Genomic DNA, 25,898 nt, shown 5'->3' with positions numbered 1-25,898 from the left:
ATGACCACGACGACCACACAGCCGGGTCCGGCCGGCGCGCCGCCTCCGTCCGAGCCCGACGTCGCGCTGACGGTGGCGCTGGCCGAGTACGAGTTCATACGGGAGCTGCGCAAGACCAACACCGACCGCAGCACGGCCCGCTTCAACTTCTACATGGTCGCCGCGTCGGGAACCATCGCCGCCGTCGCCGCCCTCGCCTCGCAGAAGAACGGCGGGGCGAGCGTCCAGCTGGTGACGGCGGCTGCCCTGGGGGCGGTGTTCGTCGCCTTCGGCGCCGCGGTCTTCGTCCGGCTGGTGCAGTTCACGGCGGTGCAGCACGAGTACTCGCTGGCGATGAACTCGCTGCGCGCCTATCTCCTGCACCGCTCACCGGAGCTCAAGCCGTACTTCCTGCTGCCGGTGCTCAACCCGCAGGACGTGCCTCCGGCCGGCTCGGCGCGGCCCTTCTCCGGGCTCGCCGGCACGGCCGGCGCGATCAACAGCGGGGTCGTCGGCTTCGCCGCGGGCGCCCTGGCCCGGATCGCCGACTGGCCGGCCGGGGGCACGGTGGTCACGGGGCTGGCCGCGGCCGGCGTCGCGTTCGCCGCCCACGCCGTCTACCACGGGCGCGCCCTGCGCCGGTACACGGACCGGCTGACGCTCCGCCTCGCGGCCCGGCACACCCCGTGAACAGTGAGGCACGGGCCCGTCACGCCTCGGGAAACCATGGAGTACGGGCCCGGCACCACTCGCGGAACCGTGAGTACGGGACGGTCACACCTCGTGATAGAAGCCCACGTTGACGCTGCGCGGCGCGGTGCGTTCCTGGATGACGATCTCGCCGGACCCGCCGCGCGGCAGCGGTACGGTCCCGCCGTAGGCGAGGGACTGGGTGTACCCGCCGGCCGTCAGCCGCACCTCGGAGGACGGCTCGGCCTGCGAGCCGCGCAGCCAGGACAGCTGCCAGCCGCCGTCGGGGCCGCACAGGAACTCCAGGTGGACCCGGGACACGAACAGCCAGTCGTCGGGCGTGACCAGACGGCACACGGATCCGTCCCGGCCCACCCGCAGCACGGCACCCGGCGTGCTGGGCGCCTCGGCCATCGTCATACCGGCCGTGGCGCCCGCGTCCTCGCCGGAGACGGAAGCCATGGTGAGTTCGAGCACGTGCGTTCCCCCTGAACCGTCCTTGCGCGGGGCCCGGTTTGCCCCGTCGCCGCCGCATGATAAAACGCCCGGCCGGGCCGCGTCCGGCACAATGGGTTCATGACCGAGCGAAAGCCACCGGGTGTCCCGTTCGAGTCCTGGGTCGACCACCAGATCCTCGCCGCACAGCGCCGCGGCGAGTTCGACCGGCTGCCGGGCACGGGCGAGCCGCTGCCGGCCGGGCTCGACTCCGAGTACGACGAACTGTGGTGGGTCAAGCGGAAGATGGCCCGCGAGGGGCTGGCCGTGCTGCCCCCGTCGCTGGCGCTGCGCAAGGAGGCCGAGGACGCCCTCGCGGCGGCCTACGCGGCCCCCTCGGAACGGATCGTCCGGAAGATCATCACCGAGGTCAACGTGAAGATCCGCGACATGATGTTCAAGCCCCCGCCCGGCCCGCCCCTGGGCAAGAAGCCTTACGACGTCGAGGAGGTCGTGCGCGAGTGGCACCGGCGCAGGGCCGCCGAGGCCACGGGGGGCGCGGCGGGACCGGAGGCGTGAGGAGGGCCCGCATATTCGGTTGCGGAGGGTGCGCGACGGCCGCCGAGAATGGCCGGCATGACGTGGACGATCGCCCCGGAACCGTACGACTCCCCGGCCGCCGCCGCGCTCTGGCGGGCGTACTACACGGAGGTCAGCGACCGCTGGTATCTGCTGCACGAGGGGCACCGCACCGACCCGGACGAGCTGGAGCGGGAGATCGCGGCCACCACCGGCTCCGAACTCACGCCACCGACCGGGCAGTTGCTGATCGGGCGGTACGACGGTGAGCCGGCCGGTTCGGCGGGGGTACGGCTGCTCGACCCGGACACGGCGGAGCTGACCCGGGTGTTCGTCCACGAGGGAATGCGCGGCAGGGGCGGGGCCGCGCTCCTCGTCGCCGCCGCCGAGGAGGCCGCCCACGCCCTGGGCGCCTGCCGCCTGATCCTGGACACCCGCGGCGACCTGGTGGAGGCCCGCGCCCTGTACGCCCGCCTCGGCTACACCGAGACCGGCCCGCACAACGACGACCAGTACGCCGAACACTGGTTCCGCAAGGACCTGACGGCACCCGAGACCGCCAGCCGGCCTTCCTGACCGTCCCGGCCGGCCGTCATGCCGACCTTCGTGACCGTCCCGGCCGGCCCTGATGCCGGCCCTCGTGACCCGGCCAGCCGTCATGCCAGCCTTCGTGACCATCCCGGCCGGCCCTGATGCCGGCCCTCGTGACCGTCCCGGCCAGCCGTCATGCCGGCCCTCGTGACCCGGCCAGCCGTCATGCCAGCCTTCGTGACCATCCCGGCCAGCCGTCATGCCGGCCTTCGTGACCGTCCCGGCCAGCCGTCATGCCGGCCTTCGTGACCGTCCCGGCCGGCCGTCATGCCGGCCTTCGTGACCAACCGTGCCGGGCCGGCCGTCAGAGGACCTTCGTGGCCGACTGTCCCGGGCCGGCCGTCAGACGGGCTTCGTCCCATCCCGTCCCGGCCGTCAGAGGGTCTTCGTCCCGTCGTGTGGCCGCTCGCGTTCCGAGCCGCACAGTTCGCCGGTGAGTTCCTTCACCAGACGGTCCAGGTCGGTGGAGCGGCCCGGCCGCCACCAGTCGCCGAGCAGCTCGGCCAGGGACTCCTCGCGGGCCCGCGCGAGCCGTTCGGCGACCTCCCGGCCCCGCTCGGTGAGCGACAGGTCCAGGCCCCGGCGCTCGGCGAGACGCCGCTCCTCCACCTGGCGCTCGGCGGCAAGGATGACTTGCACGGGGACGTCGACGCGCTCGGCGAGCACACCCGGCTCCACCGAGCCGTACCTGCGCATGCGCAGCAGCAGCCAGCCGGCGGCGGGCAGCAGGTCGTAGCCGGACCGCTCGATGATCTTCCGGTAGATCTCCTGGCGCCCCTCGCGGGTGCCGAGCACGGACAGCGCGCGGCAGCACTCGTCGTAGGAGGAGCGCTCGACCGGGTTGGGCGGGATGGTCTCGGACGCGTCCGGCGCGGTCACCGAGCCGCGCAGCCGGTCCTCCTTCAGGAACCATGCCAGCACGAAGCCGAGCGCGGCGACCGGCGCCGCGTACAGGAAGACGTCGGTGATCGAGGACGCGTACGCGTGCAGGGCGGCCGGGCGCAGGGCGGGCGGCAGGGCGCCGATGCCGCGCGGGTCCGCCTTGAGGGTGTCGGCCGAGACGCCGGGCGGCAGCCGCACGCCCCGGAAGGCGTCGGCGAGCTGGTCGCCGAGCCGGCCGGCGAAGACGGTGCCGAAGATCGCGACGCCGAAGGAGGCGCCGATGGAGCGGAAGAAGGTGGCGCCGGAGGTGGCGACGCCCAGGTCCTCGTATGACACCGCGTTCTGCACGATGAGGATCAGCACCTGCATGACCAGGCCGAGGCCCAGACCGAAGACGAAGAAGTAGACGCTCATCTCGGCGGTCGGGCTGTGCTCGTCGAGCCGGTGCAGCAGGAGCAGGCCGACGGCGGTGACGGCGGTGCCCGCGATCGGGAACACCTTCCAGCGGCCGGTGCGGCTGACGATCTGCCCGGAGACGGTCGAGGACAGCAGCAGCCCGACCACCATCGGCAGCATGTGCACCCCGGACAGGGTCGGCGAGATGCCGTGCACGACCTGCAGGAAGGTCGGCAGATAGGTCATGGCGCCGAACATGGCGAAGCCGATGATGAAGCTGATGACGGCGGACAGCGTGAAGGTGCGGATCCGGAACAGCTTGAGCGGCAGAACGGGTTCCGCCGCCCGGCGCTCGGCGGCGACGAACGCCACGATGAGCACGGCCCCGAGCACGGCCAGCCCGACGATCTGCGGCGACCCCCAGGCCCACGTCGTACCGCCGAGCGAGGCGACCAGCACCAGGCAGGTGGCGACCGAGGCGATCAGGAAGGTGCCGAGGTAGTCGATGACGTGGCGGGCGGTACGGCGCGGGATGCGCAGGGCGGTCGCGATCACGGCGAGCGCGACGACACCGACGGGCAGGTTGACGTAGAACACCCAGCGCCAGCTCAGTTGCTCGGTGAACAGCCCGCCGAGCAGCGGCCCGAGCACACTCGTCGCACCGAACACGGCACCGAACAGCCCCTGGTAGCGCCCCCGGTCGCGCGGCGGCACGATGTCGCCGACGATCGCCATCGACAGCACCATCAGCCCGCCGCCGCCCAGCCCCTGCAACGCCCGGAAGCCGATCAACTGCCCCATGCCCTGCGCCATGCCGCACAGCGCGGACCCGATCAGGAAGATCACGATCGCGGTCTGGAACAGCCGCTTCCGCCCGTACTGGTCACCGAGTTTGCCCCACAGCGGGGTCGCGGCGGTGGACGCCAGCAGATAGGCCGTGACAACCCAGGACAGGTGCTCGAGCCCGCCGAGATCGCTGACGATCGTCGGCAGCGCGGTCGAGACGATGGTCTGGTCGAGCGCGGCCAGCAGCAGCCCGAGCAGGAGCGCCCCGATCGGGACGAACACATTGCCGGGAACGTGCTCGGCGTCCTTGACGCCCTTCGCCGTGCCGTGCGTGTCCAGGGTCATGGAGACCTCCCGGGGCCGGGGTTGCCGGGTTGCACTCCCCTCCATCCTCGGCGGTCTCACGATTTACGGCCTGTCGGCGCCCCTCCGTGGCCGGTTCACGGCGTGTCCCGCCTCGGCGGATGTGAAGGCCGTCTGCATAAACTCGGGATTTCCCGAGGGGAGGGGACAAGCACGTGACGGAACCGAAGGCCCACACCTGCCCGGAATGCGGCACGCCCAGGGGGACGGACAACACCCCGTCCTGCGACTGCACCCGGCGCGCGTCCGACGCCTTGCGCGAGGCCCGCACCGCGCAGGCGGCAGCGGCGGAGGACTTCACGCCGCTGCGGATACGGCCGTACGTCGGTGTCGCGGAGGAGACCCACCCGGTACCGGGTGCACCGGCCCAGGGTGTACCGACGGAGGGTGCGCCGGCGGCAGCGGTGCCGGCCCTCGAGACCACCCTGCCCCTGCACCCAGCAGCGGGCCCGAACACCACCGACCTGCGGCTCTTCGATCAGGCGGCCGGGTCGGCCGGAGTGGCCGGTGTGGCGGATGCGGCTGGTGTGGCGGGCACGGCCGTGGCGGGCGTGGCCGGGGCCGACGGTGGCGAGGCACCGCTTCCAGCGGACGGACCCCGGCGCCGCCGTTCCCCCCGCCTGGTCCTGCTGTCCGTCGCGGGTGCGGGTGCCGTGGTCGTGGCGACGGCCGGTTTCGCGAGCGGGATGTTCTCGTACCACGCGCCGTCGCGGGACCGGGCTGCCCAGGAGGTCCGGCAGAGCGTCCCGGACGTGACGACACCGGACACCTCGCCGACGCCCACGGCACCCGAGCCGACGGATCCGGCCTCGCCCTCTTCCTCCCTCTCCGCCACGCCCTCCGCGAGCCCGTCCCCCAGCGTCTCCTCATCCGCCCCGACCCCCACGGCGTCCCCCACCCCGTCCCGCACGCCCTCACCGCCCCCGACGGCGTCGGCGTCGACCGACTCCGCCCCGAACGCGACCCCCACCGCGGCCCCGGTGCTCCGACGCGGCGACAAGGGCCCCGAGGTCACCGAACTCCAGCTCCGCCTCAAGCAGTTGAACCTCTACGGCGACGACGCGAGCGGCATCTTCACCCGCCCCGTGGAGGACGCCGTACGCACCTACCAATGGGCCCGAGGCATCACCACCGACACCCTCGGCGTCTACGGTCCGGCCACACGGACCAGCCTGGAATCGGAAACCTCGGAGCCGTGAGCCCTTACGGCAGCACGGCCGACAGCGCCGGCCCGTACGACGCTTGAGGACGAGGCCGTTCAGGCGTCACCCCACATGCAGCCGGACGACCCCGTCCCCCACGGCCTCGACCCGCACCCCCGTGAGGTCCGGCACCACGACATCGGGCCCGTACAACCCGGCCCGCGACCCCACCCCCACCACCCGCATCCCAGCCGCCCGTCCCGCCGCGATCCCCGCACCGGAGTCCTCGAAGACGACACAGTCCGCCGGCTCGACCCCCAACTCGGCGGCCCCCTTCAGAAACCCCTCAGGGTCGGGCTTGCTCGCCCCCACCGACTCGGCCGTGATCCGCACCTCGGTCAGCGGCAGACCGGCGGCAGCCATCCGCGCGGTGGACAGAGCGACATCCGCAGACGTCACCAGCGCATGCGGCACGCCGACCAGCGACGCGAGAAACGCCGCCGCCCCCGGCACCTCGACCACCCCGTCCATGTCGGCGGTCTCCGCCGCCAGCATCCGCGCGTTGTCGGCGAGGTTCTGCTCGACCGGCCGATCGGGCAGCAGCAGAGCCATCGAGGCATGCCCCTGCCGCCCGTGCACGACCCTCATCACCTCGTCCCCGTCCAGCCCATGCCGCTCCGCCCACCCCCGCCAGATCCGCTCGACCACGGCGTCCGAGTTGACGAGGGTGCCGTCCATGTCGAGCAGGAGGGCGCGGGTGGTGAGGACGGTGGCCGACATGGGCAGCTCCAGAAACAAGGGACCTCAAGGTGCGGAGGAACAAGGCGGCCCCGCTCGCCGGTCAGGGAAAACGAGCGGGAGCCACTTTGTTCCTCCACGGTACAAAACAGCTCCGCATCCCGCCACCACCTCCGACGAGGGTTCACCGTCCGTTCAGCTCAGCCCGACAGGCACCCGACCCGGCTCAGCCCGCCACCGCCTCGTACAGGCTCCACACTCCGAGCCCCAGCATCAGCAGCGCCGCGATCTGCGTGATCAGCCGCAGCGGCACCCGCTTCATCAGGGCCTTCCCGCCGACGATGCCCAGCCCGGCCACCGCCCACAGACCGAGGACCGCGCCCAGGCCGACGGAGATCGGGTCGTCGTAACGCGCGGCGAGGTTCGCCGTCATGATCTGCGTGAGATCGCCGAACTCGGCGACGAGGATGAGCATGAAGCCGGTCCCCGCGACCTTCCAGAAGGACTGGTCGGCCGGCCTGCGGATCTCCTCCTCGTCCTCGTCCTTCTTCAGCAGCAGCATCGCGGCACCACCGAGGAAGAGGACACCGGTGAGCGCGTGCACGATCTGCTGCGGCAGCAGGGTCAGCACGCTGCCGGCCGCGACGGCCAGCACGACGTGCAGCAGGAAGGCGGCGGCGACGCCCGCGAAGACGTACGAGGCGCGGTAGCGGGTGCCGAGGACGAGGCCGGCGAGCGCGGTCTTGTCCGGCAGTTCGGCGAGAAAGATGACGCCGAAGACGAGCGCCGTCACGGTGATGCTGATCAAGAGTCCTCAATCGGTCGGGGGCTGCCCCGCCGAGAGTGCTGAACCTCACATGAGACACCTCGGCACGGCAGCGCGTTCGGCGCCCGTGCCGGAGGGCACGGGCGTGCACTGCTTGCCGAAGGTCTCGCTGGGCGGTCCTCGCGGAATCCGCCTCCGGGCGCCGGCTCAGGCTGGCTGAGCAGTATGTCGACGGTCCGGCGAAGAGCTACTCCCCTTCTGCGTCACCCATGGTACGGGACGTGAAAGTTCCGTCGTCCACCTTGCTGTGTCATGAACACGTCATTAGCTTCTTACCGAACGCTCACCCGGCCGCAACGCGGCATCGCCAGCATTCCCCTCGCTCGCGCTCCACCATCCCCACCCCTCAAGGGAGTTCGCATGTCCAAGCCGAAGTTCTACGCGCGTCGACGGCTGAGCATACTCGCGGCCCTCACGGGCCTGATAGCCTCCGTCGCCCTGTTCAACTCCCCGAGCGCCTCCGCCGCCCTCCCCACGCCGGTCAGCGGCGCCACCGCCCGCAGCTACCTCTCCCAGCTGACCGTGGCCACCGAGAACCGCACCGGCTACAACCGCGACCTCTTCCCGACCTGGATCACCATCTCGGGCACCTGCAACACCCGCGAGTGGATCCTCAAGCGGGACGGCTCGAACGTCGTCACCGACTCCGCCTGCGCCGCCGTCAGCGGCAGCTGGTACTCCCCGTACGACGGCGCCACCTGGACCGCCGCCTCCGACCTCGACATCGACCACCTCGTGCCGCTCGCCGAGGCCTGGGACTCCGGCGCGAGCAAGTGGACCACCGCCCAGCGTCAGGCCTTCGCCAACGACGTCACCCGCCCGCAGCTCCTCGCGGTCACCGACAACGTCAACCAGGCCAAGGGCGACCAGGACCCGGCGACCTGGATGCCGTCCCGGACCGCGTACCGCTGCACGTACGTCCGCGCCTGGGTCCAGGTGAAGTACTACTACAACCTCTCGGTCGACTCGGCGGAGAAGAGCGCGCTGCAGAACTACCTGGCGAGCTGCTGATCACCCCACCCCCAGCAGGCCGGCCACAGCGACGGCCCGCCCACGGCCTCCCCGGCCGGGGCGGGCCGTCGCCGCCGTTTCCGGCCCGGCGTCACCGTCGTAGTCGTAGCGGAACGATGGCCGAATGTTGAACTTGCAAGCATGAGTTAGGTACGCCTAACCTTGCCCCTCGTTCGGTATCGCAACCCCCACGACCGACCCGACCGACACCGAAGAGGAGAACTCCCCCCATGTCCGCACGCCTCAACTCCGCCCAGCCCTACGTCATCGGGCTCTTCCGCATCGTCGTCGGCCTGCTGTTCGCCGCACATGGCGCCGCCTCGCTCTTCGGCGTCCTCGGCGGCGCCATGGGGAGCAACGGCGGCACCATCGAGACCGGCACCTGGCCCGGCTGGTACGCGGCCGTGATCCAGCTGGTCGCCGGCGGCCTCGTCCTGCTCGGCCTCGGCACCCGCGCCGCCGCGCTGGTGGCCTCGGGCTCGATGGCGTACGCGTACTTCGACGTCCACCAGCAGGCCGCCCTGTGGCCCATCCAGAACGGCGGCGAGCTGTCGGCCCTGTTCTGCTGGACCTTCTTCCTGCTGGTCTTCACCGGCTCCGGCGCCTTCGGCCTGGACCGGCTCCTCACCCGGCGCACCGCGACGACGCCCGAGCGGGCCTCGGGGCAGAACCCGATAGCCGCCTGACCAGCAGGCATCCGATCCCCCGCGCCGATGCCGTCGTGGCGCCGCCGCCAGATGGCGTGAACACGCTGTGTCGATCGCTCCAGCCCCTCGTGAAACTCCTGTCACACCCCCCGCGTACGCTGTACGGCTGTATCGGGGGAGCAACGGGGAGTCATCGTGTGGGAGAGCGTGGGGTCACTAGCGGCCGGTCCATGGATTTACGCCGTGGTCGCCCTGTCGGTACTGCTCGACGTCTTCGTACCCGTGCTGCCGAGCGGAGTCCTCGTCATCACGGCGGCGACGGCAGCGGCGGCGGGCTCGGGCGCGGCCACGGGCCAGGTCCCGCACGACGTGCCGGACATCCTCGTCCTGATCCTCTCCGCCTCGACCGCCTCGGTCCTCGGTGACCTGGTGGCCTACCGGCTGGCCTGGCGGGGCGGAGAGCGCCTGGACCGCGCCATCGCCCGCTCGCGGCGCCTGACCAACGCGCAGGAACGTCTCGGCGAGGCCCTCTCCCGGGGCGGCGGCGCCCTGGTCGTCCTGGCCCGCTTCGCCCCTGCCGGCCGCTCGGTCGTGTCCTTCTGCGCGGGCGCGGCCCACCGCCGCGCCCGCGACTTCCTCCCCTGGTCCGCCCTGGCCGGCCTCTCCTGGGCCGCCTACAGCGTGGCCCTCGGCTACTTCGGCGCCCGCTGGCTCGGCGCGACCTGGCTGGCCACCGGGGTGTCGGTGGCCGCGCTCTTCGGCGCGGGAGCCGTGGCGGCGTACCTGATGCGCCGACGCCCCGCGACCACGGAGGCGTGAGCGGGGACCACGGACGCTCCGGCCAGGATCTATCCGGCCCTGGCCACGGACTGCTCGGCACCGGCATCAGCACCGGCATCGGCATCGGCACCCCGCACGGCCTGACCCCGCGCCGCCTGCCCCCGTACCTCCAGCCCGCCGAGCAGTTCGGCCGTGGCCTCCGCGACGGCGGCGACGGCCCGTTCGAACACCTCGCGGTTGTGTGCGGCGGGCGCCCGGAACCCCGAGACCTTCCGTACGTACTGCAGCGCGGCCGCGTGGATGTCGTCCTCCGTGGCCTCGGTGGGCAGCACGGGCGGACGCAGCGTCTTGATACTCCGGCACATGCCCCCCAGTCTCACGCACACGGCGCGCCCCTGCGAGGATCCCGCCGAAGGCGGCCACCGAATCCCGGGGCCGACCGACGAGAGGACCACCTCATGACGAGCAAGACGACCGTGGCCGTTCTGGGCCCCGGCGGCATCGGCGGCCTCCTCGCCGCCCTCCTGTCCCGCTCCGGCCACCGCGTGATCTGCCTGGCCCGGGACACCACGGCACACACCCTGCGCACCGGCGGAATCCAGGTCCGGAGCCGCCAGTTCGGCGACTTCACGGCGGCCGTGGAGGCGGACACCGAACTGCGCGAACCCGTCGACGCCTGCCTGATCACCGTCAAGCACACCACCCTGGACGACGCCCTCACCCGCGTACCGGCGGCCGCGCTCGGCGACGCCCTCGTCGTACCGTTCCTGAACGGCATCGAACACCCCGCCACCCTGCGCGCCCGCTACCGGCCCGACCGCGTGGCCCCCGCGGTGATCCGCGTGGCCTCGACCCGAGCCCAGGACGCGCACCGCGGCGACGAGGAGGCCCCGGCCGACACGGCGACTCCCGCTGCGGGCGGACGCGTCGTGATCGAACACGGCAGCCCGTTCGTCGAGATCGACCTGACGGCCGACACCGCTCCCCGCCCCCGCGTCGACGCCCTCGCCGCCGCCCTGTCCGCCGCCGGTACGACGGCCCGCGTGGTCGGGGACGAGACGACGGCACTGTGGGCCAAGATGGCCTTCCTCGCTCCCTTCGCCCTGCTCACCACCCGGTACGGCCTCCCCCTCGGCGAGGCCCGCACCCGCCACCGCGAGGAACTGGAGTCCCTGGTCGCCGAGACCACCGCGGTCAGCCGCGCCTGCGGCGCCCCCGCGGACCCCGCCCAGGCTCTCGCCCGCTACGACGCCTTCCCGCCCGGCGCCAAGTCCTCCATGCAGCACGACGCGGAGGCGGGCCGGCCGCTCGAACTCGACGCCATCGGCGGGGCGTTGCTGCGCGCGGCCCACCGGCACGGCGTACCGGTACCGGTAACGGCCCGCCTGGTACGGGAACTTCACGACGCGGGCCACTGATCCCACTCGGCCCAGCGGCCAACTCCCGCTGGGCCGAAGTCGATTCACCCCCACCAGCCCCCTCCCCACCCTCCTGCGCCTCTTCTGCGTCAGCGGGGCACGGCCGGGGGCTGCGCATGGATAGGCGGCCAGGACGCGGCATGTCAAGTCCCGAATTGCAGGGCCATGACGGGACTCACCGGCTGCGGCGTACTTGAAGCACGAGGTCACGCAGACAGTGACCAACCGGAACCGTCCGGGGCACTCCCGGCGGAACCGATCACCTACCCATGCAGGAGGAGATTCCCATGACTCGTACCTTCAAGCCCCGGCGCCTGGTGGCAGCGGCAACCGTGACGGCCGCGCTGGCGGTGGGCGGCGCGATGATTCCCACCGGCGCGTTCGCCGCCACCCCGCACACCGACATGGCCACCCTCACGACAGCCGGCCACACCGCCTTCGCCCAGGGCGACCACGGCGGAAACGACAGCGGAAACGGTGGCAACAACAGCCACAGCGGCAACAGCGGCGGCAACAGCTGGCACGACAGTGGCAGCGGCAGCCACGGCAGTGACAGCGGCAGCCGCCATGACAGCTCGAGCGACAGCGGCGGCTGGAAGGGCAAGAAGGGAGGATGGGGCGACCACGACGGGAAGCACGGCCAGGGCAAGCATGACCCGGGCAAGCAGGACTGGCCCAAGCCCGCGCCGAAGATGCCCGACCCGATGCCGCAGCCCAACCCGGCGCCGCAGCCCGCCCCGGCGCCGCAGCCCGCCCCGGAGCCGCCGGTCGGCCCGGCACCGCACCCCATCCCGCAGCCCGCCCCGGAGCCCCTCCCGCTGCCCAAGTTCCCGCTGCCGAAGCTCCCCCTCCCTCAGCCCGTCCCGCAGCCCATTCCGCAGCCGGTCCCGCTGCCGAAGCTGCCGATCCCCCTCCCGCAGCCGGTCCCGCAGCCCGTCCCGCTGCCGAAGCTGCCGATCCCGCTCCCGCCGCTGCCGAAGCTGCCCATCCCGCTGCCGCCGCTGCCGCTGCCGATCCCGCTGCCGCCGCTCCCCTTCCCCCTGCCCTTCCCGTTCCCGGGCCTCTGATCTCGAAAGTCCCGAAAATCCCTAAAGCCCCGAAACCCTCGAAAGGGAGGACTCTTCAGCCGGCCACACGGCCGTAGCCGACACCGCCAAGGGCGGGCACTGGTGACCACCAGTGCCCGCCCCTACGCGTACGCCCACTCGTTCGACTGAACCTCGCGACCGAACTCGCCACCCAAAATCGAACAGGCGTAGCATTGCCGCGTGGCGACGACCTATGAATTCCCCAGTGACCTCCTCGCCGGTCAGGAGGAGCTGCATCAGGTCCGGGCCGAGCTGTCGGCCCTGCTCAAGCGGCTGCCCTGGTCGGTCGAGCCCTTGGACGGCTTCAGCGACGACAACGGCTGGCGCAAGGTCGAGCGCCCCGCCTCCCCCGGCTGGACGGCGGACGAACAGGCCGAGGTCGAGAAACTGCGGCGCCGTGAACACGAACTCGCGGTCTTCGTCAGCGGCCACCGCTTCTGGGCCGAGGTCGCCATAGCGGACCGCGTCGAAGCCCGCATGCGGCTGAAGCACGCCCACGAAGAGACCCCGGAGAAGAACTGACACGACCACCGAAGACCCGACGCAAAAAGCCCCCGGCCGCACTCGGCCGGGGGCTTCCCCAGATGTGGGCGCGGACGGTTTCGAACCGCCGACATCCTGCTTGTAAGGCAGGCGCTCTACCACTGAGCTACGCACCCTGAACCCTGAGCCACGTGCCCAAGGACGAGTCGACAGCCTACATTGCCCGGGGCGGTGCACCGCAAACCTGTTCCTCCCGGGGATGACGCGCATCCCGATCATGCCGGGCCCACTGCTCGGAGAGGCTCGGAGCGGAAAGTGACGGTGCGCACGGCGAACTGACCGACCCGTGTGTTCGTCTTCAACGAGTGGGAGAATATGACCCCCAGGGCGAACCACAGCACGGGAGAGGGATGTGACGGCGACACCGGGCACGCCACCTTCGCAGCCGTACCCGCCGTCGACCGCATGGGCCCGACACCGGCGCGGGCCTTCGCCGTTGCGCGACACCCTGACCGTGATGGGTCTGCCGCTGCTGGCGCTCCTGGCGCTGCCCGCCGCGTTCGCGGGTGGCGGCACCCGGCGCTGGTTCGGCGGGCGGGCGGAGAGCCAGCGGGCGGAGGCGCAGGCCGCGAAGGACGCGGCAGCGGCAGCGTTCTACGAACTCGACACCGCCCAGCGGGACCTGAGGATCTCCGTCGAGACCATCACGGCTGTCGACGACTCCCCCGCCGCCCGGCGCGCGGTCTCCGACTTCGAGGCGCTGGGCCGGCGCATCGACGAGGCCAGCCAGCGGTACATCCAGGCCGTCGACGCCCATGACCTCGACCGGGACGACCTGGAGGCCGCGACGGCGGTGCGGGCGCGCGGGGAGCTGACGGCCGCCAAGGACGAACTGGTTCGGGTCAAGCAGGAGCTGGACCGTTTCGGCACCTCGCTCGGTCCGCTGCTGGGCAAGGCAGAGACCCAGCTGGCGCGGCTCGCCCCCGCCGTGGAGCGGGCCCGGCAGGCGCTGCTGGGTGCGAGCAACGCCCTGGACGCCGTACGCGCGAAGAACCTGCGGGCCGACGACCTCGCCGCCCGGCTCGCCGCGCTCTCCCCCGAGCTGACGAAGCTGAACCAGGGGGCCGGGCAGCACGGGGTGGCGCAGACGCTGGAGCGGGCCGAGCGGGTGCAGCGGGAGGCGGCGGCGATCCTGGCGGAGGCCGAGCGGCTGCCGCAGAGGGCCGCCGAGATCGATCACCGGCTGGTCAGCCTGCGGACCCGTGCCCAGGCGCTGACCACGCGGGCCGGGCAGGTCGACCCGGTGCTGAGCGAGCTGCGGCGGCGGTTCGCGGCCGCCTGCTGGCAGGACCTGCAGCACGTGCCGGAGCAGGCGGGGGAGAACGTGCGGCAGGCCGAGCTGAAGCTGCGCGAGGCGCAGTCCGCGCGGGACGCCCAGCGCTGGGCGGACGCGACCTCGCTGCTGTCGACGGTACGGGCCCTGCTGAACACCACCGACGAGGCCGTGTCCGCCGCCGGTGACCGGCTGACCAGGCTGAACGCCGTCCAGAAGGATCCGCAGGCGGAGATCCAGCGGACCCGGTTCGCGATCCGGGACGCCCAGCGGCTGGCCATGACGGGCCGTACGACGCCGGATCCGCGGCATGCTCGGCCGCTGGACGACGCGGTGGCCCGGCTGGAGCGGGCGATCGGCTCGCTGGAGGGTGGCCGGCACCCCGACTACTGGCACTTCCTGACCGAGACGGAGGCGGTGCGGCAGACGGTGGCCCGGGTGGTCACGCAGATCCGCGAGGAGCGCGGGGGCGGCGCGGGCCACTGAGCGGTGTCGCGGGGGCGGCATGGGCCACTGCTGAGCGGTGTCGGGGGCGGCATGGGGCACTGAAGCGGTGTGCGGTGGCGGCACGGGGTGCTGAGCGGTGTGTGGTGGCGGTCTGGGGCGGGCAGGCGGATATTGAGTCAATGGACGGATGGCCTCCGCTAGCGCCCGAGGGAGGCGGCCATGGCCACACACGCAGTGCACGAGCGACCCACCCGGCGGCGGATCCGGTTCGACGAGCACCTGCCCGTCGACCACCGCCTGAACACGATCTACCGGATCGGTGCGGGCCTGATCGGCCTGTTTCTGCTGGTCTTCGGCATCCTCGGTGTGATCCACCACATCGGGTTCTTCGACACCGGCGGTGACACCGTCACGGGTCTGAACACCAACGGCACGCTGAGTGTGCTGTCGATCTGCGTCGGTCTGCTCCTCTTCGTGGGCATGGTGATCGGCGGCAACTTCGCGTCCACGCTGAACATGACGTTGGGGGTGCTGTTCATCCTGAGCGGCTTCCTGAACCTCGGCCTGCTGGACACCCCCCACAACTTCCTCGCGTTCAAGATCCAGAACGTGCTGTTCAGCTTCGTGATCGGCATCGCGCTGATGACGTTCGGGATGTACGGCCGGGTCGGCTCGGCCTTGCCGCACGACAACCCGTACTGGAGGGCCCGGCACCCTGATGCGGTCACGCCGGAGAAGCCGGAGGGGAAGCAGATCCCGTCCGGCGGGTCCGGCGGTTAACCTGGGCGCATGCCTCGCTACGAGTACCGCTGCCGGACCTGCGGCGACACCTTCGAACTGAGCCGCCCCATGGCGGAGTCCGCCGCCCCCGCGGCCTGCCCCGCGGGCCACGACGACACCGTCAAGCTGCTCTCGACGGTCGCCGTGGGCGGCACGTCCGCGGCACCGTCCCCGGCGCCCCGGGCGGGCGGGGGCGGAGGCGGCGGTTGCTGCGGCGGAGGCTGCTGCGGCTAAGGCTGCCGCGGCTGATCAACAGGCGTTGGCCTACACATGTAGGCCAACGTTCGCTTGCCCACGCTTGTTGGCCTACGCCCCACGCGCCGCCCTCAGGAACTCGCGTGTGATGCGTTCCCCGGCCAGCACTCCCCGCTCCGCCACGGCCGAGATCGCCGGTGCGGTCCAGTCGGTGTCGGCCAGTTCGCCGTGGCCGGGGCGCCAGCCGCGGTCGGCGGCGAGGAGCAGGTCGGCGTCCAGGAGGGAGTCCCCGGCCGCCAGGGTCAGCTCCGCGCCGGTGCGGCGGGCGACCTCGCGGACGGCGGCGCTCTTGGTGAGGGGCTTGGGGACGGCGTAGATCTTCCGGCCCTGGAGCGAGACCGTCCAGCCCCGGTTCTCCGCCCACACCGCCAGCTCCTTCACCCACTCCTCGGGCAGCAGCTCGCGCTCGACGACCAGGTAGGCGAACAGGTCCTCGGCGACCCGGTGCTTGCGTACCCAGACCGGATCGGCGGACCTCAGCAGGTGTTCGCGGATCTCCTCCAGCGGCGCGCACTCGTCGGCGAGCCGCGCCAGCACCGCCGCGTGCCAGTCCTGGTCCGTGACCCCGTCGACCAGCAGATGGCCGCCGTTGGCGCAGATCGCGTAGGCCGGCTGCGGGCCGGGCAGGTTGATGCGCTGGTACTGCTTTCGGGTGCGGGTCGTGGTCGGCACGAAGACGGCGGTGTCGCCGAGGTCGGTCAGCAGCTGGGCCGCCGTCTCGGTCATGTACGACAGCGGCCTGCTCTCGTGGACCTCCACGCACAGCAGCCGGGGCGCCCGCGCGTCCGGCATGGTCAGGGCCAGGGCGGCCGAGGAGTAGATCAGCGTGCGGTCGAGGTCGCTCGCCACCAGCACCGGCATCAGACGTTCACCGCCTTGCCGTCGGCGCCCGTGGCGCCCCGCGTGTACTTGGGGTGGATCAGCCCCACGCAGGTGTACGGCAGTTCGCCGACCTCCTCCACCGGGACTCCTCTCTGCTCGGCCAGCAGGCGTACGTGGTCCAGGTCGGCGCCCGCGCCGGCCTTGGCCAGGATCTTCCAGGGCACCCGGCGCAGCAGCACCCGGGTGGTCTCGCCGACTCCGGGCTTGACGAGGTTGACGTCGTGGATGCCGTACTCCTCGCTGATCCGCTCGACGGCCCGCCAGCCCTCCCAGGTCGGGGCGCGGTCCTCGGCCATCAGGTCCTTGACCGCCGCTGCGACGCCCTCGACGACCTCCGGGAAGCGGGCGGAGACGGCGTCGAGGAAGGCGACGGAGACGTCGGCGCCGGCGAGTTCGCGGTAGAACTTCGCGCCGTGGAAGTCGTCCGGGCCGACCAGGTCGGCGCGCAGGACGGTGCGCGAGATGAGGCCGGACACGGTCGAGTTGAGGCAGGCGGAGGGTATGAGGAAGTCCTCGCGGGTGCCGTAGGTGCGCACGCAGGAGCCCGGGTCGGCGAGTACGGCGATCTCGGGGTCGAAGCCGGTGATGCCCTCCCGCTCCTCGAACTCCTCGATGGCCTGGGCGAGTTCGCGGGTGATGGCGCCCTTGCCGGTCCAGCCGTCGACGAAGACGACGTCCCGGGGGTCGTGGTGGGCGGCGAGCCAGCGCAGCGCGTTGGCGTCGATGCCGCGGCCGCGGACGATGGAGACGGCGTAGTGCGGGAGCTGGAGGCCGTAGCGGTGCTGGGCCCAGCGGCGCATGAGCACGCCGACCGGGGTGCCGGCGCGGGCGAGGGAGACCAGGACCGGGCGGGGGGAGCGCTCGGCGATCACCGTTTCGGTGACCACGCCGACGGCCTGGGCGATCCGGGCGGCCGAGGTGTCCAGGGCGGCGTGGAAGAGCTGCTGGTACTGCTCGCTCGGCTGGTACTCCACCGGCAGCGACTCGGCGTAGTGCGCGCCGCCGCTCTGGATGGCCTCCTCGCGCTCCTCGGTCGGCGCTTCCAGGGTGACGTCCGAGAGGTCCTGGAGCAGCCAGCCGACCTCCTCGGGCGCGTACGAGGAGAAGGCGGGGCCGCGGAGGGGCTCGGGCAGCATGGCCGGCCTTTCGGGAGAGGTGCGGGGCGCGGGGGTGTAGGACGGGAGGACCGCCAGCAGGACGTGCGGGACGTGGGCCGCGAGGCGGGCCAGCAGGCCGTCGGGCGTGTGCAGGCGGGGGGTGTCGGCGACGGAGTCGACGACGGCGACGACGGCGTCGAAGCCGGCGCCCGCGACGTTGTAGGCGTAGCGCGGGCCGGGGCCGTCGGCGGGGTCGTCGTGGGCGGGGAAGGCGAGGCGGGTGCGTATCGCGTAGCCGGGGTCGTCGACGGCGAGGACGGGTGAGCGGGTGGTGGTGGAGAAGCGCACCTCGGCGGGGACGATCTGTTCCAGCTCGCGGGCGATGCGCAGCGGGGCGTACATCAGCTCCTCGAAGCCGAGCACGAGCACCCGCCGGGCGTCGGCGGGCAGCGCTTCGGCGACCCGGGCGGCCATGGCGGGCAGCACGGCCTCCAGCCGGGCGCGGTGGGCCGGGGTGAAGCCGTGCCGGCCGCCGTCGGGCAGCCCGCGGGGCCACCGCAGGTCGACGTGGGTGACGTGGGTGGCGTGAGTGACGTGGTCGTACGGCGCCTCGTACGACCCCTCGGGGTCCGCGCCCTCACCGGACGCGGACGTGCCGGTTTCGTACGCGGCGACCAGTTGCTGCCCCTTCTCCAGTACGCCCTCCGGCAGGCGTACGGTCCCGGAGGCGGCCGCGACCAGGTCCACTCGGGCGCCGATCTCCGTGGCGAATCGTTCCAGCCGGGCGGAGTCCTCGGCGGAGCGCATGTCGACCAGGGCGACCACGACATACCGCCCGCGTGGATAGCGTTCGTGCAGGTCACGAATGGTGTTGAGGACCGTGTTGCCGGTGGAGAACTCGTCGTCGACCAGGACCAGCGGGCCGTCGCCGGCCAGCAGGGCGGGGTCCTCGGGGAGCAGCAGGTGGGAGGTGGCGTGGGAGTGGGACTCCTCGAATCCGCCCGCGGGGGCGATCCCGGGCACGGGGCGGCGGGTGGAGTGCAGGTACGGGGCGTGGCCGAGGCCGTCGGCGACCGCGTGGCCGAGGCCGGTGGCGGTCTCCGCGTAGCCGAGGACGACGGCCGAGGCCGCGTCGGTCTCGCCGAGCAGCTCGCGGACCCGGCGGCCGAGCCGGAATCCGTGGCCGTAGACCACGGACGGCGACTGCGGGACGTGCTTGCCGAGCACGTGGGAGACGAGCAGGTGGGCCCGCTTGGGGTTGCGGCGCAGCGCGAGCCCGAGCAGGGCCGTCAGGCCGTCGTCACCCTCCAGTTCGACCCCGAGCCGCTCGGCGACCCAGGTGCCGGACCAGACCCCGTCGTTCACTGCGTTGTTCATGCGTTCCTTGGGTTGGGTGGTCAACCGGGTATTCCGGCGGCGAGCAGCTCCACGAAGCCGATGTCCTCGTTGGCGACACCGAAGACCTCGGCGCGCAGCAGGGTGCGCTCCGCCCAGGCGCGGTGGGGTTTCACTTCGTTCATCTTGTTCGTGTAGGCGGACCTGAGTACACCCCCGCCGCCGCGTTCCGGCCGCAGGATGTCCTGGGCGTCGCTGAACTCTTCGTGACTGACCACGGACAGCGCGTGCACGGGGAGGACGTGGGAGGGGTGGATGCAGGTCTTGCCGAGCAGGCCGTTGGCCTGGTCGAGGGAGATCTCCCGCAGCAGCCCGTCCATGGCGTGCTCGATCAGCTTCTCGCGCAGTTCGACGGCCTGCACCTCCAGGAAGGGGCTCTGCCGCAGTTGTGGCTTGAACATGCGCTCCGGGACGCGGAAGTACTCCCAGACGGGGCCGGTCACGGTGAAGCCGGTGCCGTCGGCGCGGGCGAGCATGTTGACGACGTCGGCGATCACGGAGGCGACGATCTGGACGTCGTAGGCGGTCATGTCGGGGGCGCGGCGCAGCCCGTAGGAGGAGCAGAAGTCGGTGACGCCGAGGCGCAGGGCGAGCACGCGGTCGCGGAACTTGTTGACGGCGCGGAGGATGCCCTCCAGGGCGTCCACGCGGGACTCGCGGTAGAGCAGCTCGGGCGATTCGAGGACGGGCATGGCGAACAGCCGTCTGCCGCTGGCGGCCTCGGCGGCGCAGAGCGCCTCCAGGAAGGGGATGCCGCGTTCCTCGGTGAACTTGGGCAGGACGAAGCCGGACAGCAGCCGTACGGAGGGGCCGAGGCGCCGGACGAGGTCGGGGATCTGCTCGGGCGTGCGCACCCGGATGAACAGCAGGGGCGGCTCGGCTCCCGGGCGGGAGTGGAGGTCGGCGAAGTGGCGGACGAGGTTCTCCTCGCCGGCGGTGACGTCGGCGTCGTCGATGGAGTCCTCCAGGCACAGCACCATCGACACCACGCCGCCCGCCGCCTGTTTGAGCACGTCGTCGGCGAGCCGCGGCCGGGTGGCCGGGCTGTACAGGGTGGCGCCCAGGGCCGCGGAGAGCAGGCGGGCCGGGGAGTCGGCGGTGAACGTGCACGGCTCCTGGTGGAAGAGACGCTCTCGCACGTCGGGGGCGATGTGCCCGAAATGACGCATAGGACTCCCTCACGGTGCTTGCCGTGTCTATGAGTTCGGTAAAGGGTGGCCGGTAATAGTACGTAGGGACCTGTGTCGAGGGTTCCCTGCGGGCATGAATTTCGGGTAACTCGCCCGTGTAGACGGGAACACCCCCCGCGTTGTCGTGGCCAGGACGGAGAAGGCAGGATGACCGCATGACGCACGCGATGCTGAAGGGGTCGAACGTCCCGCTCGAGGCCACCACGGTCCGTGCCGTGCTGTGCTGGACTCCCGGGCAGGGGGTCCCGGACGTGGACGCGTCGGCGCTGCTGGTGGGCTCCGACGGCCGGGTGCGCTCCGACGAGGACTTCGTCTTCTACAACCAGCCCCGGCATCCCTCGGGGAAGGTGTGGCGGCTGGGCAAGAAGCGGGTCACCGAGGGTCTGACCGACACGATCCAGTCGGACCTGGCGGGGGTCGAGCCGGCCGTCGACCGCATTCTGCTGGTGGCCTCCGCGGACGGTGTCTCCTTCGACCGTGTCCCGGCGCTGTGCATCTCGCTGTACGACGCGGCGCTCGCGGACGCCGAGCCGCTGGCCCGGTTCGAGATCAAGCCGGAGACCGGCGCGGAGACGGCGCTGATCTGCGGTGAGCTGTACCGGCGCGGGGAGGGCTGGAAGTTCCGTGCCCTGGGCGAGGGCTACTCGAACGGGCTGAAGGGCCTGGCCACGGACTACGGGATCTCGGTGGACGAGTCGGAGGCCGAGGAGGAGCCCCGCCGCCCCGAGTCCGTGTCCCTGCCGCTTCCGCCGGAGCAGCCGACGTCGGTCCCGGCCCAGCCGGCATACGGCTACCCGCAGCCGGCGTCCGCGCAGCCCGCGTACGGCTATCCCCAGCCGGTGAGCCGGCCGGCCCCGGGCTACCCCCAGTCCCAGCCCGCCCTGGCGGCCCCGCTGGACCCGAACTTCCGTCTGCCGCCCCAGGGTCCGCAGTTCATCGGCCGCTGACACCGGCCGGCCCGGGGGCGCCTACTTGTCCACCTTCGACTTGTAGCCCCGCCCCCATGTCAGGCCCCACCCGTACAACCGGTCCAGCTCGCCCTGGAAGCCGTAGACGAACTTCACCTCGCGCCGGACGACCAGCTCCCCCTTGACGTTCTCGATCAGCACGACGGCGCACGAGCGGGCCTGGGGGTGCCGTTCGTCGAGGCCTATCTCGATGCGGGGGCCGTTGCTCGGGTAGAGCGTCACCATGGCGTGCGTGCGGTCGAAGGCGGGCGTCTGGTCGTAGATGTAGACGAACACCAGCAGCCGCTTGATGGCGTCGCGGTGGTCGAGGTTGACGTACATCGTCTCGCCGGACGCCGATCCGAACCGGTCGTCGCCGCTGAGCTTGATGTACGGCGGTGAGTTGACGTCGCCCAGATAGCCGCCGAGGGGCTGGACGACTCCCTTGGTGCCGTCGGTCAGTTCGTACAGGCAGCCGAGGTCGAGGTCGACGTTGACCATGCTCTGGCCGTGTCCGAGGACCTCCGGCGGCTTGAGGGCCTTGAAGGGGTGCCGCAGGAGGCTGGTGCGCTGGTTGCCGTCGAAGTCGGAGGTGCGCATGCGCCAGGTGAGGTTGATGCGCAGATGGCCGGTGGCCGCGTCCTGTTTGGTGAGGGACACCTGCTGGTGCCGCCGGGTCAGTTCGATCGCGTTGCTGCCGGCGCTGCCCGAGTCGAACTCGGCGCGCCCTCCGCGCAGCCCGTCGAAGAATCCCATTCCCGCCCCCAGATGCTCGTCATCACGCCGTCGGGGCGGCCGACCACGTCGGCCGCCCCGAACAGAGCGTTCCTCGTCGCGCGGGGCGCCACACCCCGTCACGCCCCTGATCCTGCCCCTAGGGGCCTTTCAGGGTGTGGGTTCCGGTGTCAGACGCCGGACGAGATCTCAGCCTTCTCGTCCGAGTCCGCTTTTCCCTCGGTGGCCGACAGCGCGCGGTTGCGGCGGACGGAGGACCAGAAGGACCAGGCGATCAGGACGACGCCGACGAGGCCGGTGATGACCTCGTTGATCTCGTACTGGATGGTGACCATGAGGAGCACGGCCAGGGCGCCGATCGCGTAGTGGGCGCCATGCTCCAGGTAGACGTAGTCGTCGAGGGTGCCCTGGCGGACCAGGTAGACGGTCAGGGACCGGACGTACATGGCGCCGATGCCGAGGCCCAGCGCCATCAGGACGATGTCGTTGGTGATGGCGAAGGCGCCGATCACGCCGTCGAAGGAGAAGGACGCGTCCAGGACCTCCAGGTAGAGGAACATGAAGAACGCGGCCTGTCCGGCGAGGACGATCGCCGAGCGGGGCTTGCCGGAGCGGGCGGCCTCTTCCTCCTCCTCGTGCTCGCGCTCCTCCTCTTCCTCGAGTTTGTCCTCGAAGTAGCCGGAGAGACCGCCGACGATCATGTACGTGATCAGGCCGGCGATGCCGGCGATCAGGACCGTCTGGGCCTTGTCGGCATGGGCGCCGCCGTGCTGGTGGGCGTGGGTGGCGAAGGTGAAGGAGGTGATGAGCAGGACGATCAGGGAGATGCAGACCGACAGCATGTCGACCTTGCCGAGCTTGGCCAGGGGCCGCTCGATCCAGCGCAGCCACTGGATGTCCCGGTCCTCGAAGATGAAGTCGAGGAAGATCATCAGCAGGAACATGCCACCGAAGGCCGCGATCGCCGGGTGGGCGTCGGTGACCAGCTGCTGGTAGCGGTCCTTGTTGTTGAGGGCGAGGTCGACGGCCTCGATCGGGCCCATCTTGGCGCTGATCGCGACGATGACGACGGGGAAGACCAGTCGCATGCCGAAGACCGCGATGAGTACGCCGACCGTGAGGAAGATCTTCTGCCAGAAGGCATTCATCTTCTTCAGGATTCCGGCGTTGACCACCGCGTTGTCGAACGACAGCGAGATCTCGAGGATGGAAAGGATCGCCACGATGCCGAAGGCCTTCCACCCCCCGTAGAAGACCGCCGCGACCAGACCGATCGCGGTGACCGCGAACGACCAGCCGAAGGTTTTCAGAAGCACTGGCTACCCCATCGTGTGTGTACGGGTCTCCCCCGCGCCGTACTCGGCTTTGCTAAACGTTGACCACGAGTGTAGGCGGCACCCTGGCGACGGTGGAGCCGAGGGCGACCTCCGGCACAAAACCACAGGTCGCGGCACAGGCCTGATCCGGTTTTACGAGACGTTGACCCCGAAGTCCAGGGCGATGCCCCGCAGGCCCGAGGCGTAGCCCTGGCCCACGGCCCGGAACTTCCATTCGCCCTGGTAGCGGTAGAGCTCGCCGAAGATCATGGCCGTTTCGCTGCTGGCGTCCTCGCTGAGGTCGTAGCGGGCGAGTTCCTGGCCGTCGGCCTGGTTGACGACGCGGATGAAGGCGTTGGAGACCTGGCCGAAGGTCTGGCCGCGCTCGTCGGCCATGTGGATCGACACGGGGAAGATGATCTTCTCGCAGTGGAGCGGGACCTTGGTCAGGTCCACCAGGATCGACTCGTCGTCGCCCTCGCCCTCACCGGTGAGGTTGTCGCCGGTGTGCTCGACCGACCCGTCGGGGCTCTTGAGCTGGTTGTAGAACACGAACCACTCGTCGCCCAGGACCCGGTTCCCGGCGCCGCACAGCAGGGCGCTGGCGTCCAGATCGAAGGGGGCGCCGGTGGTCGAGCGCGCGTCCCAGCCGAGCCCGATCATGACGTTGGTGAGGTTCGGTGCGGCCTTCGAGAGGGAGACATTGCCCCCCTTGGCGAGCGTGACGCCCATGATGCTGGTCCTCCCCTAGTGCTGCTTCCCTGGTTGTCCTGCGCGTCCGGCGCCGCCCCTAAACGAGGCGGCGCCGGACGGACTCTGTGCGGTCCTCGGTGTCGGACGTCTGTCAGATGTCAGACGTTGACGCCGAAGTCCTGGGCGATGCCCCGCAGGCCCGAGGCGTAGCCCTGGCCGATGGCGCGGAACTTCCACTCCGCGCCGTGCCGGTACAGCTCACCGAAGACCATGGCGGTCTCGGTGGAGGCGTCCTCGCTCAGGTCGTAGCGGGCGATCTCCTGCCCGCCCGCCTGGTTGACGACGCGGATGAACGCGTTGCGGACCTGACCGAAGGACTGCTGGCGGTTCTCGGCGTCGTAGATCGACACCGGGAAGACGATCTTCTCGACGTCGGCCGGGACGCCGGCCAGGTTGACCTTGATCTGCTCGTCGTCGCCCTCGCCCTCACCGGTGAGGTTGTCACCGGTGTGCTCGACCGAGCCGTCGGGGCTCTTGAGGTTGTTGAAGAAGACGAAGTGCTGGTCGCTCGCGACCTTGCCGGAGTTGTTCAGCAGCAGCGCGCTGGCGTCGAGGTCGAAGTCGGTGCCGGTCGTGGTGCGCACGTCCCACCCCAGACCGACGATGACGGCGGTCAGGCCGGGGGCCTCCTTCGTCAGCGATACGTTGCCGCCCTTGCTGAGGCTGACTCCCACGAGTCCTCCATGTGGTGTCCGGGGGCGGGAAGCCCCGTCGTGCTTCGGATATGGGATCAACGTGCCGATCCTAGTGACGGGTTCCCGCGCCCCGCAGACCCCGGCCCCGAAGGATCACAGGTGTCGGGGCGCGGACCGGCTCACAGGGTGTCGAGCGCCTTCACGTACTCGTTCAGGTCACGGGCGTCCGGCAGGCCGTTGACGACGGTCCACCGCACGACGCCCTCCTTGTCGATGATGAAGGTGCCCCGGACGGCACAGCCCTTGTCCTCGTCGAAGACGCCGTAGGCGCGCGAGACGTTGCCGTGCGGCCAGAAGTCGCTGAGCAGGGGGTACTCCAGCGCCTCCTGCTCGGCGAAGACGCGCAGGGTGTGGATGGAGTCGTTGGAGACGGCGAGCAGCTGGGTGTCGCGGTCCGAGAACTGCGGCAGGTTGTCGCGCAGCTCGCACAGCTCGCCGGTGCACACGCCGGTGAAGGCGAAGGGGTAGAAGAGCAGGACCACGTTCTTCTCGCCGCGGAAGTCGGAGAGCTTCACGCTGCGGCCGTGGTTGTCCTTGAGTTCGAAGTCGGGCGCCTTGTCGCCGACCTGGATTGCCATCGGAGTGCATCCCTTCGGTGGGGCTGTTCGGGTGAGAGCACAGCACACGCTCGGAACCACCCTACGCAGCGATCACCGGGGCCCGTGTGGCGGCCGGGCTGGGTTTTCGGCCCAGCCCGGCGCGATCGGCCTGTCGTGGCCCGGGGTCACCGGTGAAGGATCACCGGTGAGGGGTCACCGCTTGGACTTGGCCGCCTTCGGCGTCGCCAGCCGGCTTCCGCTCCAGTCCTTGCCGACGCTGACGCTCTTGGACGCGGTCAGGCCGGCGGTCGTCGCGGCTTCCGAGATGTCGCTCGGCTCCACGTACCCCGCACGGCCGGTCTTCGGCGTGAGGAGCAGGATGGCGCTGCCCTCTTCGATGTACGTGGTGGCATCCACCAGCGCATCCGTGAGGTCTCCGTCGTCGTCACGGAACCACAGCACAACGGCGTCGGCCACGTCGTCGTAGTCCTCGTCCATGAGGTCGCTCTCGATGACTTCCTCAATGGCCTCGCGGAGCTCCTGATCGACGTCGTCGTCGTAGCCGATCTCCTGGACCACCTGCCCGGGCTGGAACCCCAGCCTGGCGGCAGGGTTCGTCCGCTCCTCCGCGTGGTCCGCGGTCGCGCTCACGGGTTGCCTCCTGATCATGTCTTGGTGAATATCTCAGCCACGCGCGTGC

General features: G+C 71.2%; 27 protein-coding genes, 1 tRNA gene and 1 pseudogene. 14 read left to right on the top strand and 15 right to left on the bottom strand.

What is annotated here, in order from left to right:
- Nucleotides 1-669: a hypothetical protein gene (locus tag ABZ865_RS02660; RefSeq protein WP_361222664.1), complete on the top strand. Its 669-nt coding sequence runs from the start codon at nucleotides 1-3 to the stop codon at nucleotides 667-669.
- An 84-nt stretch (nucleotides 670-753) separates the two neighbouring features.
- Here ABZ865_RS02660 and ABZ865_RS02655 read toward each other — a convergent pair whose 3' ends face one another.
- Entirely contained in the window at nucleotides 754-1,146 is a 393-nt protein-coding gene (locus ABZ865_RS02655) for a hypothetical protein (RefSeq protein ID WP_361222662.1), read from the bottom strand.
- A 99-nt stretch (nucleotides 1,147-1,245) separates the two neighbouring features.
- Between ABZ865_RS02655 and ABZ865_RS02650 the strand changes: the two genes are divergently transcribed.
- A complete protein-coding gene (locus ABZ865_RS02650; protein ID WP_361222659.1) occupies nucleotides 1,246-1,683 on the top strand; it encodes a DUF1992 domain-containing protein in 438 nt (145 codons plus the stop codon).
- Nucleotides 1,684-1,731: 48 nt separating this feature from the next.
- Nucleotides 1,732-2,259, top strand: coding sequence for a GNAT family N-acetyltransferase (locus tag ABZ865_RS02645; protein ID WP_361222658.1), 528 nt, complete (start codon nucleotides 1,732-1,734; stop codon nucleotides 2,257-2,259).
- Between the two features lie 390 nt (nucleotides 2,260-2,649).
- Here ABZ865_RS02645 and ABZ865_RS02640 read toward each other — a convergent pair whose 3' ends face one another.
- Complete coding sequence (locus ABZ865_RS02640) at nucleotides 2,650-4,683, bottom strand: MDR family MFS transporter (RefSeq protein ID WP_361222656.1); 2,034 nt, start codon at nucleotides 4,681-4,683, stop codon at nucleotides 2,650-2,652.
- Nucleotides 4,684-4,856: 173 nt separating this feature from the next.
- On the opposite strand from ABZ865_RS02640, the gene ABZ865_RS02635 reads away from it, so the two are divergent.
- A complete protein-coding gene (locus ABZ865_RS02635; protein WP_361222654.1) occupies nucleotides 4,857-5,900 on the top strand; it encodes a peptidoglycan-binding domain-containing protein in 1,044 nt (347 codons plus the stop codon).
- Between the two features lie 66 nt (nucleotides 5,901-5,966).
- Here ABZ865_RS02635 and ABZ865_RS02630 read toward each other — a convergent pair whose 3' ends face one another.
- Nucleotides 5,967-6,623, bottom strand: coding sequence for an HAD-IA family hydrolase (locus ABZ865_RS02630; RefSeq protein ID WP_361222652.1), 657 nt, complete (start codon nucleotides 6,621-6,623; stop codon nucleotides 5,967-5,969).
- A gap of 184 nt (nucleotides 6,624-6,807) precedes the next feature.
- On the bottom strand, nucleotides 6,808-7,389 hold the full coding sequence (locus ABZ865_RS02625; RefSeq protein WP_361222650.1) for a TMEM165/GDT1 family protein: 582 nt from the start codon (nucleotides 7,387-7,389) through the stop codon (nucleotides 6,808-6,810).
- Nucleotides 7,390-7,767: 378 nt separating this feature from the next.
- Here ABZ865_RS02625 and ABZ865_RS02620 point away from each other — a divergent pair, with 378 nt between their 5' ends.
- The 3 genes from ABZ865_RS02620 (at nucleotide 7,768) to ABZ865_RS02610 (ending at nucleotide 9,884) form a co-directional block, all read left to right on the top strand.
- Complete coding sequence (locus ABZ865_RS02620) at nucleotides 7,768-8,418, top strand: HNH endonuclease family protein (protein ID WP_361222649.1); 651 nt, start codon at nucleotides 7,768-7,770, stop codon at nucleotides 8,416-8,418.
- A gap of 230 nt (nucleotides 8,419-8,648) precedes the next feature.
- Nucleotides 8,649-9,104: a DoxX family protein gene (locus tag ABZ865_RS02615; protein WP_361222647.1), complete on the top strand. Its 456-nt coding sequence runs from the start codon at nucleotides 8,649-8,651 to the stop codon at nucleotides 9,102-9,104.
- Nucleotides 9,105-9,260: 156 nt separating this feature from the next.
- Nucleotides 9,261-9,884 carry a VTT domain-containing protein gene (locus ABZ865_RS02610; protein WP_361222645.1) on the top strand — a complete coding sequence of 208 codons (624 nt, stop codon included), beginning with the start codon at nucleotides 9,261-9,263 and terminating at the stop codon, nucleotides 9,882-9,884.
- 119 nt (nucleotides 9,885-10,003) lie between these two features.
- On the opposite strand, the pseudogene ABZ865_RS02605 reads toward ABZ865_RS02610, so the two are convergent.
- Nucleotides 10,004-10,210 (bottom strand): annotated as a pseudogene (locus ABZ865_RS02605) (DUF2277 domain-containing protein); the annotation flags it as partial.
- Nucleotides 10,211-10,303: 93 nt separating this feature from the next.
- Here ABZ865_RS02605 and ABZ865_RS02600 point away from each other — a divergent pair.
- The 3 genes from ABZ865_RS02600 (at nucleotide 10,304) to ABZ865_RS02590 (ending at nucleotide 12,873) form a co-directional block, all read left to right on the top strand.
- Nucleotides 10,304-11,263: a 2-dehydropantoate 2-reductase gene (locus tag ABZ865_RS02600; protein WP_361222643.1), complete on the top strand. Its 960-nt coding sequence runs from the start codon at nucleotides 10,304-10,306 to the stop codon at nucleotides 11,261-11,263.
- Nucleotides 11,264-11,550: 287 nt separating this feature from the next.
- Nucleotides 11,551-12,330 carry a hypothetical protein gene (locus ABZ865_RS02595; RefSeq protein ID WP_361222642.1) on the top strand — a complete coding sequence of 260 codons (780 nt, stop codon included), beginning with the start codon at nucleotides 11,551-11,553 and terminating at the stop codon, nucleotides 12,328-12,330.
- 201 nt (nucleotides 12,331-12,531) lie between these two features.
- Complete coding sequence (locus ABZ865_RS02590) at nucleotides 12,532-12,873, top strand: hypothetical protein (RefSeq protein WP_361222640.1); 342 nt, start codon at nucleotides 12,532-12,534, stop codon at nucleotides 12,871-12,873.
- Nucleotides 12,874-12,938: 65 nt separating this feature from the next.
- Here ABZ865_RS02590 and ABZ865_RS02585 read toward each other — a convergent pair.
- Nucleotides 12,939-13,010, bottom strand: a tRNA-Val gene (locus tag ABZ865_RS02585).
- 236 nt (nucleotides 13,011-13,246) lie between these two features.
- Between ABZ865_RS02585 and ABZ865_RS02580 the strand changes: the two genes are divergently transcribed.
- The 3 genes from ABZ865_RS02580 to ABZ865_RS02570 all read left to right on the top strand — a co-directional run bounded on the left by ABZ865_RS02580 (nucleotide 13,247) and on the right by ABZ865_RS02570 (nucleotide 15,628).
- The gene (locus ABZ865_RS02580; RefSeq protein ID WP_361222638.1) at nucleotides 13,247-14,653 is read left to right on the top strand and encodes a hypothetical protein; all 1,407 of its coding nucleotides are present in this window, start codon (nucleotides 13,247-13,249) and stop codon (nucleotides 14,651-14,653) included.
- A 180-nt stretch (nucleotides 14,654-14,833) separates the two neighbouring features.
- The gene (locus ABZ865_RS02575; protein ID WP_361222636.1) at nucleotides 14,834-15,394 is read left to right on the top strand and encodes a DUF4383 domain-containing protein; all 561 of its coding nucleotides are present in this window, start codon (nucleotides 14,834-14,836) and stop codon (nucleotides 15,392-15,394) included.
- A gap of 9 nt (nucleotides 15,395-15,403) precedes the next feature.
- A complete protein-coding gene (locus ABZ865_RS02570; RefSeq protein WP_361222634.1) occupies nucleotides 15,404-15,628 on the top strand; it encodes a zinc ribbon domain-containing protein in 225 nt (74 codons plus the stop codon).
- Nucleotides 15,629-15,700: 72 nt separating this feature from the next.
- On the opposite strand, the gene ABZ865_RS02565 is transcribed toward ABZ865_RS02570, so the two are convergent.
- Genes ABZ865_RS02565 through ABZ865_RS02555 form a run of 3 tightly spaced genes read right to left on the bottom strand, consistent with a single transcriptional unit; the run spans nucleotide 15,701 to nucleotide 20,192 of the window.
- Nucleotides 15,701-16,510, bottom strand: a complete 810-nt coding sequence (locus tag ABZ865_RS02565; protein WP_361222632.1) for an HAD family hydrolase — start codon at nucleotides 16,508-16,510, stop codon at nucleotides 15,701-15,703.
- Nucleotides 16,510-19,005, bottom strand: a complete 2,496-nt coding sequence (locus tag ABZ865_RS02560; protein WP_361222630.1) for a phosphoribosyltransferase — start codon at nucleotides 19,003-19,005, stop codon at nucleotides 16,510-16,512. The genes ABZ865_RS02565 and ABZ865_RS02560 overlap by 1 nt, the downstream gene beginning before the upstream one ends.
- A gap of 20 nt (nucleotides 19,006-19,025) precedes the next feature.
- A complete protein-coding gene (locus tag ABZ865_RS02555) occupies nucleotides 19,026-20,192 on the bottom strand; it encodes an HpcH/HpaI aldolase/citrate lyase family protein (RefSeq protein WP_361222628.1) in 1,167 nt (388 codons plus the stop codon).
- 176 nt (nucleotides 20,193-20,368) lie between these two features.
- On the opposite strand from ABZ865_RS02555, the gene ABZ865_RS02550 reads away from it, so the two are divergent.
- Nucleotides 20,369-21,160, top strand: a complete 792-nt coding sequence (locus tag ABZ865_RS02550; protein ID WP_361222626.1) for a TerD family protein — start codon at nucleotides 20,369-20,371, stop codon at nucleotides 21,158-21,160.
- A gap of 21 nt (nucleotides 21,161-21,181) precedes the next feature.
- Here the strand turns inward: ABZ865_RS02550 and ABZ865_RS02545 are convergent, their stop codons facing one another.
- The 6 genes from ABZ865_RS02545 to ABZ865_RS02520 all read right to left on the bottom strand — a co-directional run bounded on the left by ABZ865_RS02545 (nucleotide 21,182) and on the right by ABZ865_RS02520 (nucleotide 25,849).
- Nucleotides 21,182-21,916: a Tellurium resistance gene (locus ABZ865_RS02545; RefSeq protein WP_361222624.1), complete on the bottom strand. Its 735-nt coding sequence runs from the start codon at nucleotides 21,914-21,916 to the stop codon at nucleotides 21,182-21,184.
- A gap of 149 nt (nucleotides 21,917-22,065) precedes the next feature.
- A complete protein-coding gene (locus ABZ865_RS02540; protein ID WP_361222621.1) occupies nucleotides 22,066-23,211 on the bottom strand; it encodes a DUF475 domain-containing protein in 1,146 nt (381 codons plus the stop codon).
- 153 nt (nucleotides 23,212-23,364) lie between these two features.
- Nucleotides 23,365-23,943, bottom strand: coding sequence for a TerD family protein (locus tag ABZ865_RS02535; RefSeq protein WP_361222619.1), 579 nt, complete (start codon nucleotides 23,941-23,943; stop codon nucleotides 23,365-23,367).
- 119 nt (nucleotides 23,944-24,062) lie between these two features.
- Nucleotides 24,063-24,638, bottom strand: coding sequence for a calcium homeostasis/redox stress adaptation protein (locus ABZ865_RS02530; protein ID WP_100826004.1), 576 nt, complete (start codon nucleotides 24,636-24,638; stop codon nucleotides 24,063-24,065).
- 140 nt (nucleotides 24,639-24,778) lie between these two features.
- Entirely contained in the window at nucleotides 24,779-25,237 is a 459-nt protein-coding gene (locus ABZ865_RS02525; RefSeq protein ID WP_361222617.1) for a peroxiredoxin, read from the bottom strand.
- A 174-nt stretch (nucleotides 25,238-25,411) separates the two neighbouring features.
- Entirely contained in the window at nucleotides 25,412-25,849 is a 438-nt protein-coding gene (locus ABZ865_RS02520; protein ID WP_361222616.1) for a DUF3052 domain-containing protein, read from the bottom strand.
- Nucleotides 25,850-25,898: the final 49 nt, after the last annotated feature.

Origin of the sequence: Streptomyces sp. NPDC047085 (assembly GCF_040643735.1) — a bacterium.
Taxonomy (GTDB): Bacteria; Actinomycetota; Actinomycetes; order Streptomycetales; family Streptomycetaceae; genus Streptomyces.
Note: the sequence above shows the minus strand (reverse complement) of the source record. Positions and strands in the feature narration are given on the sequence as shown.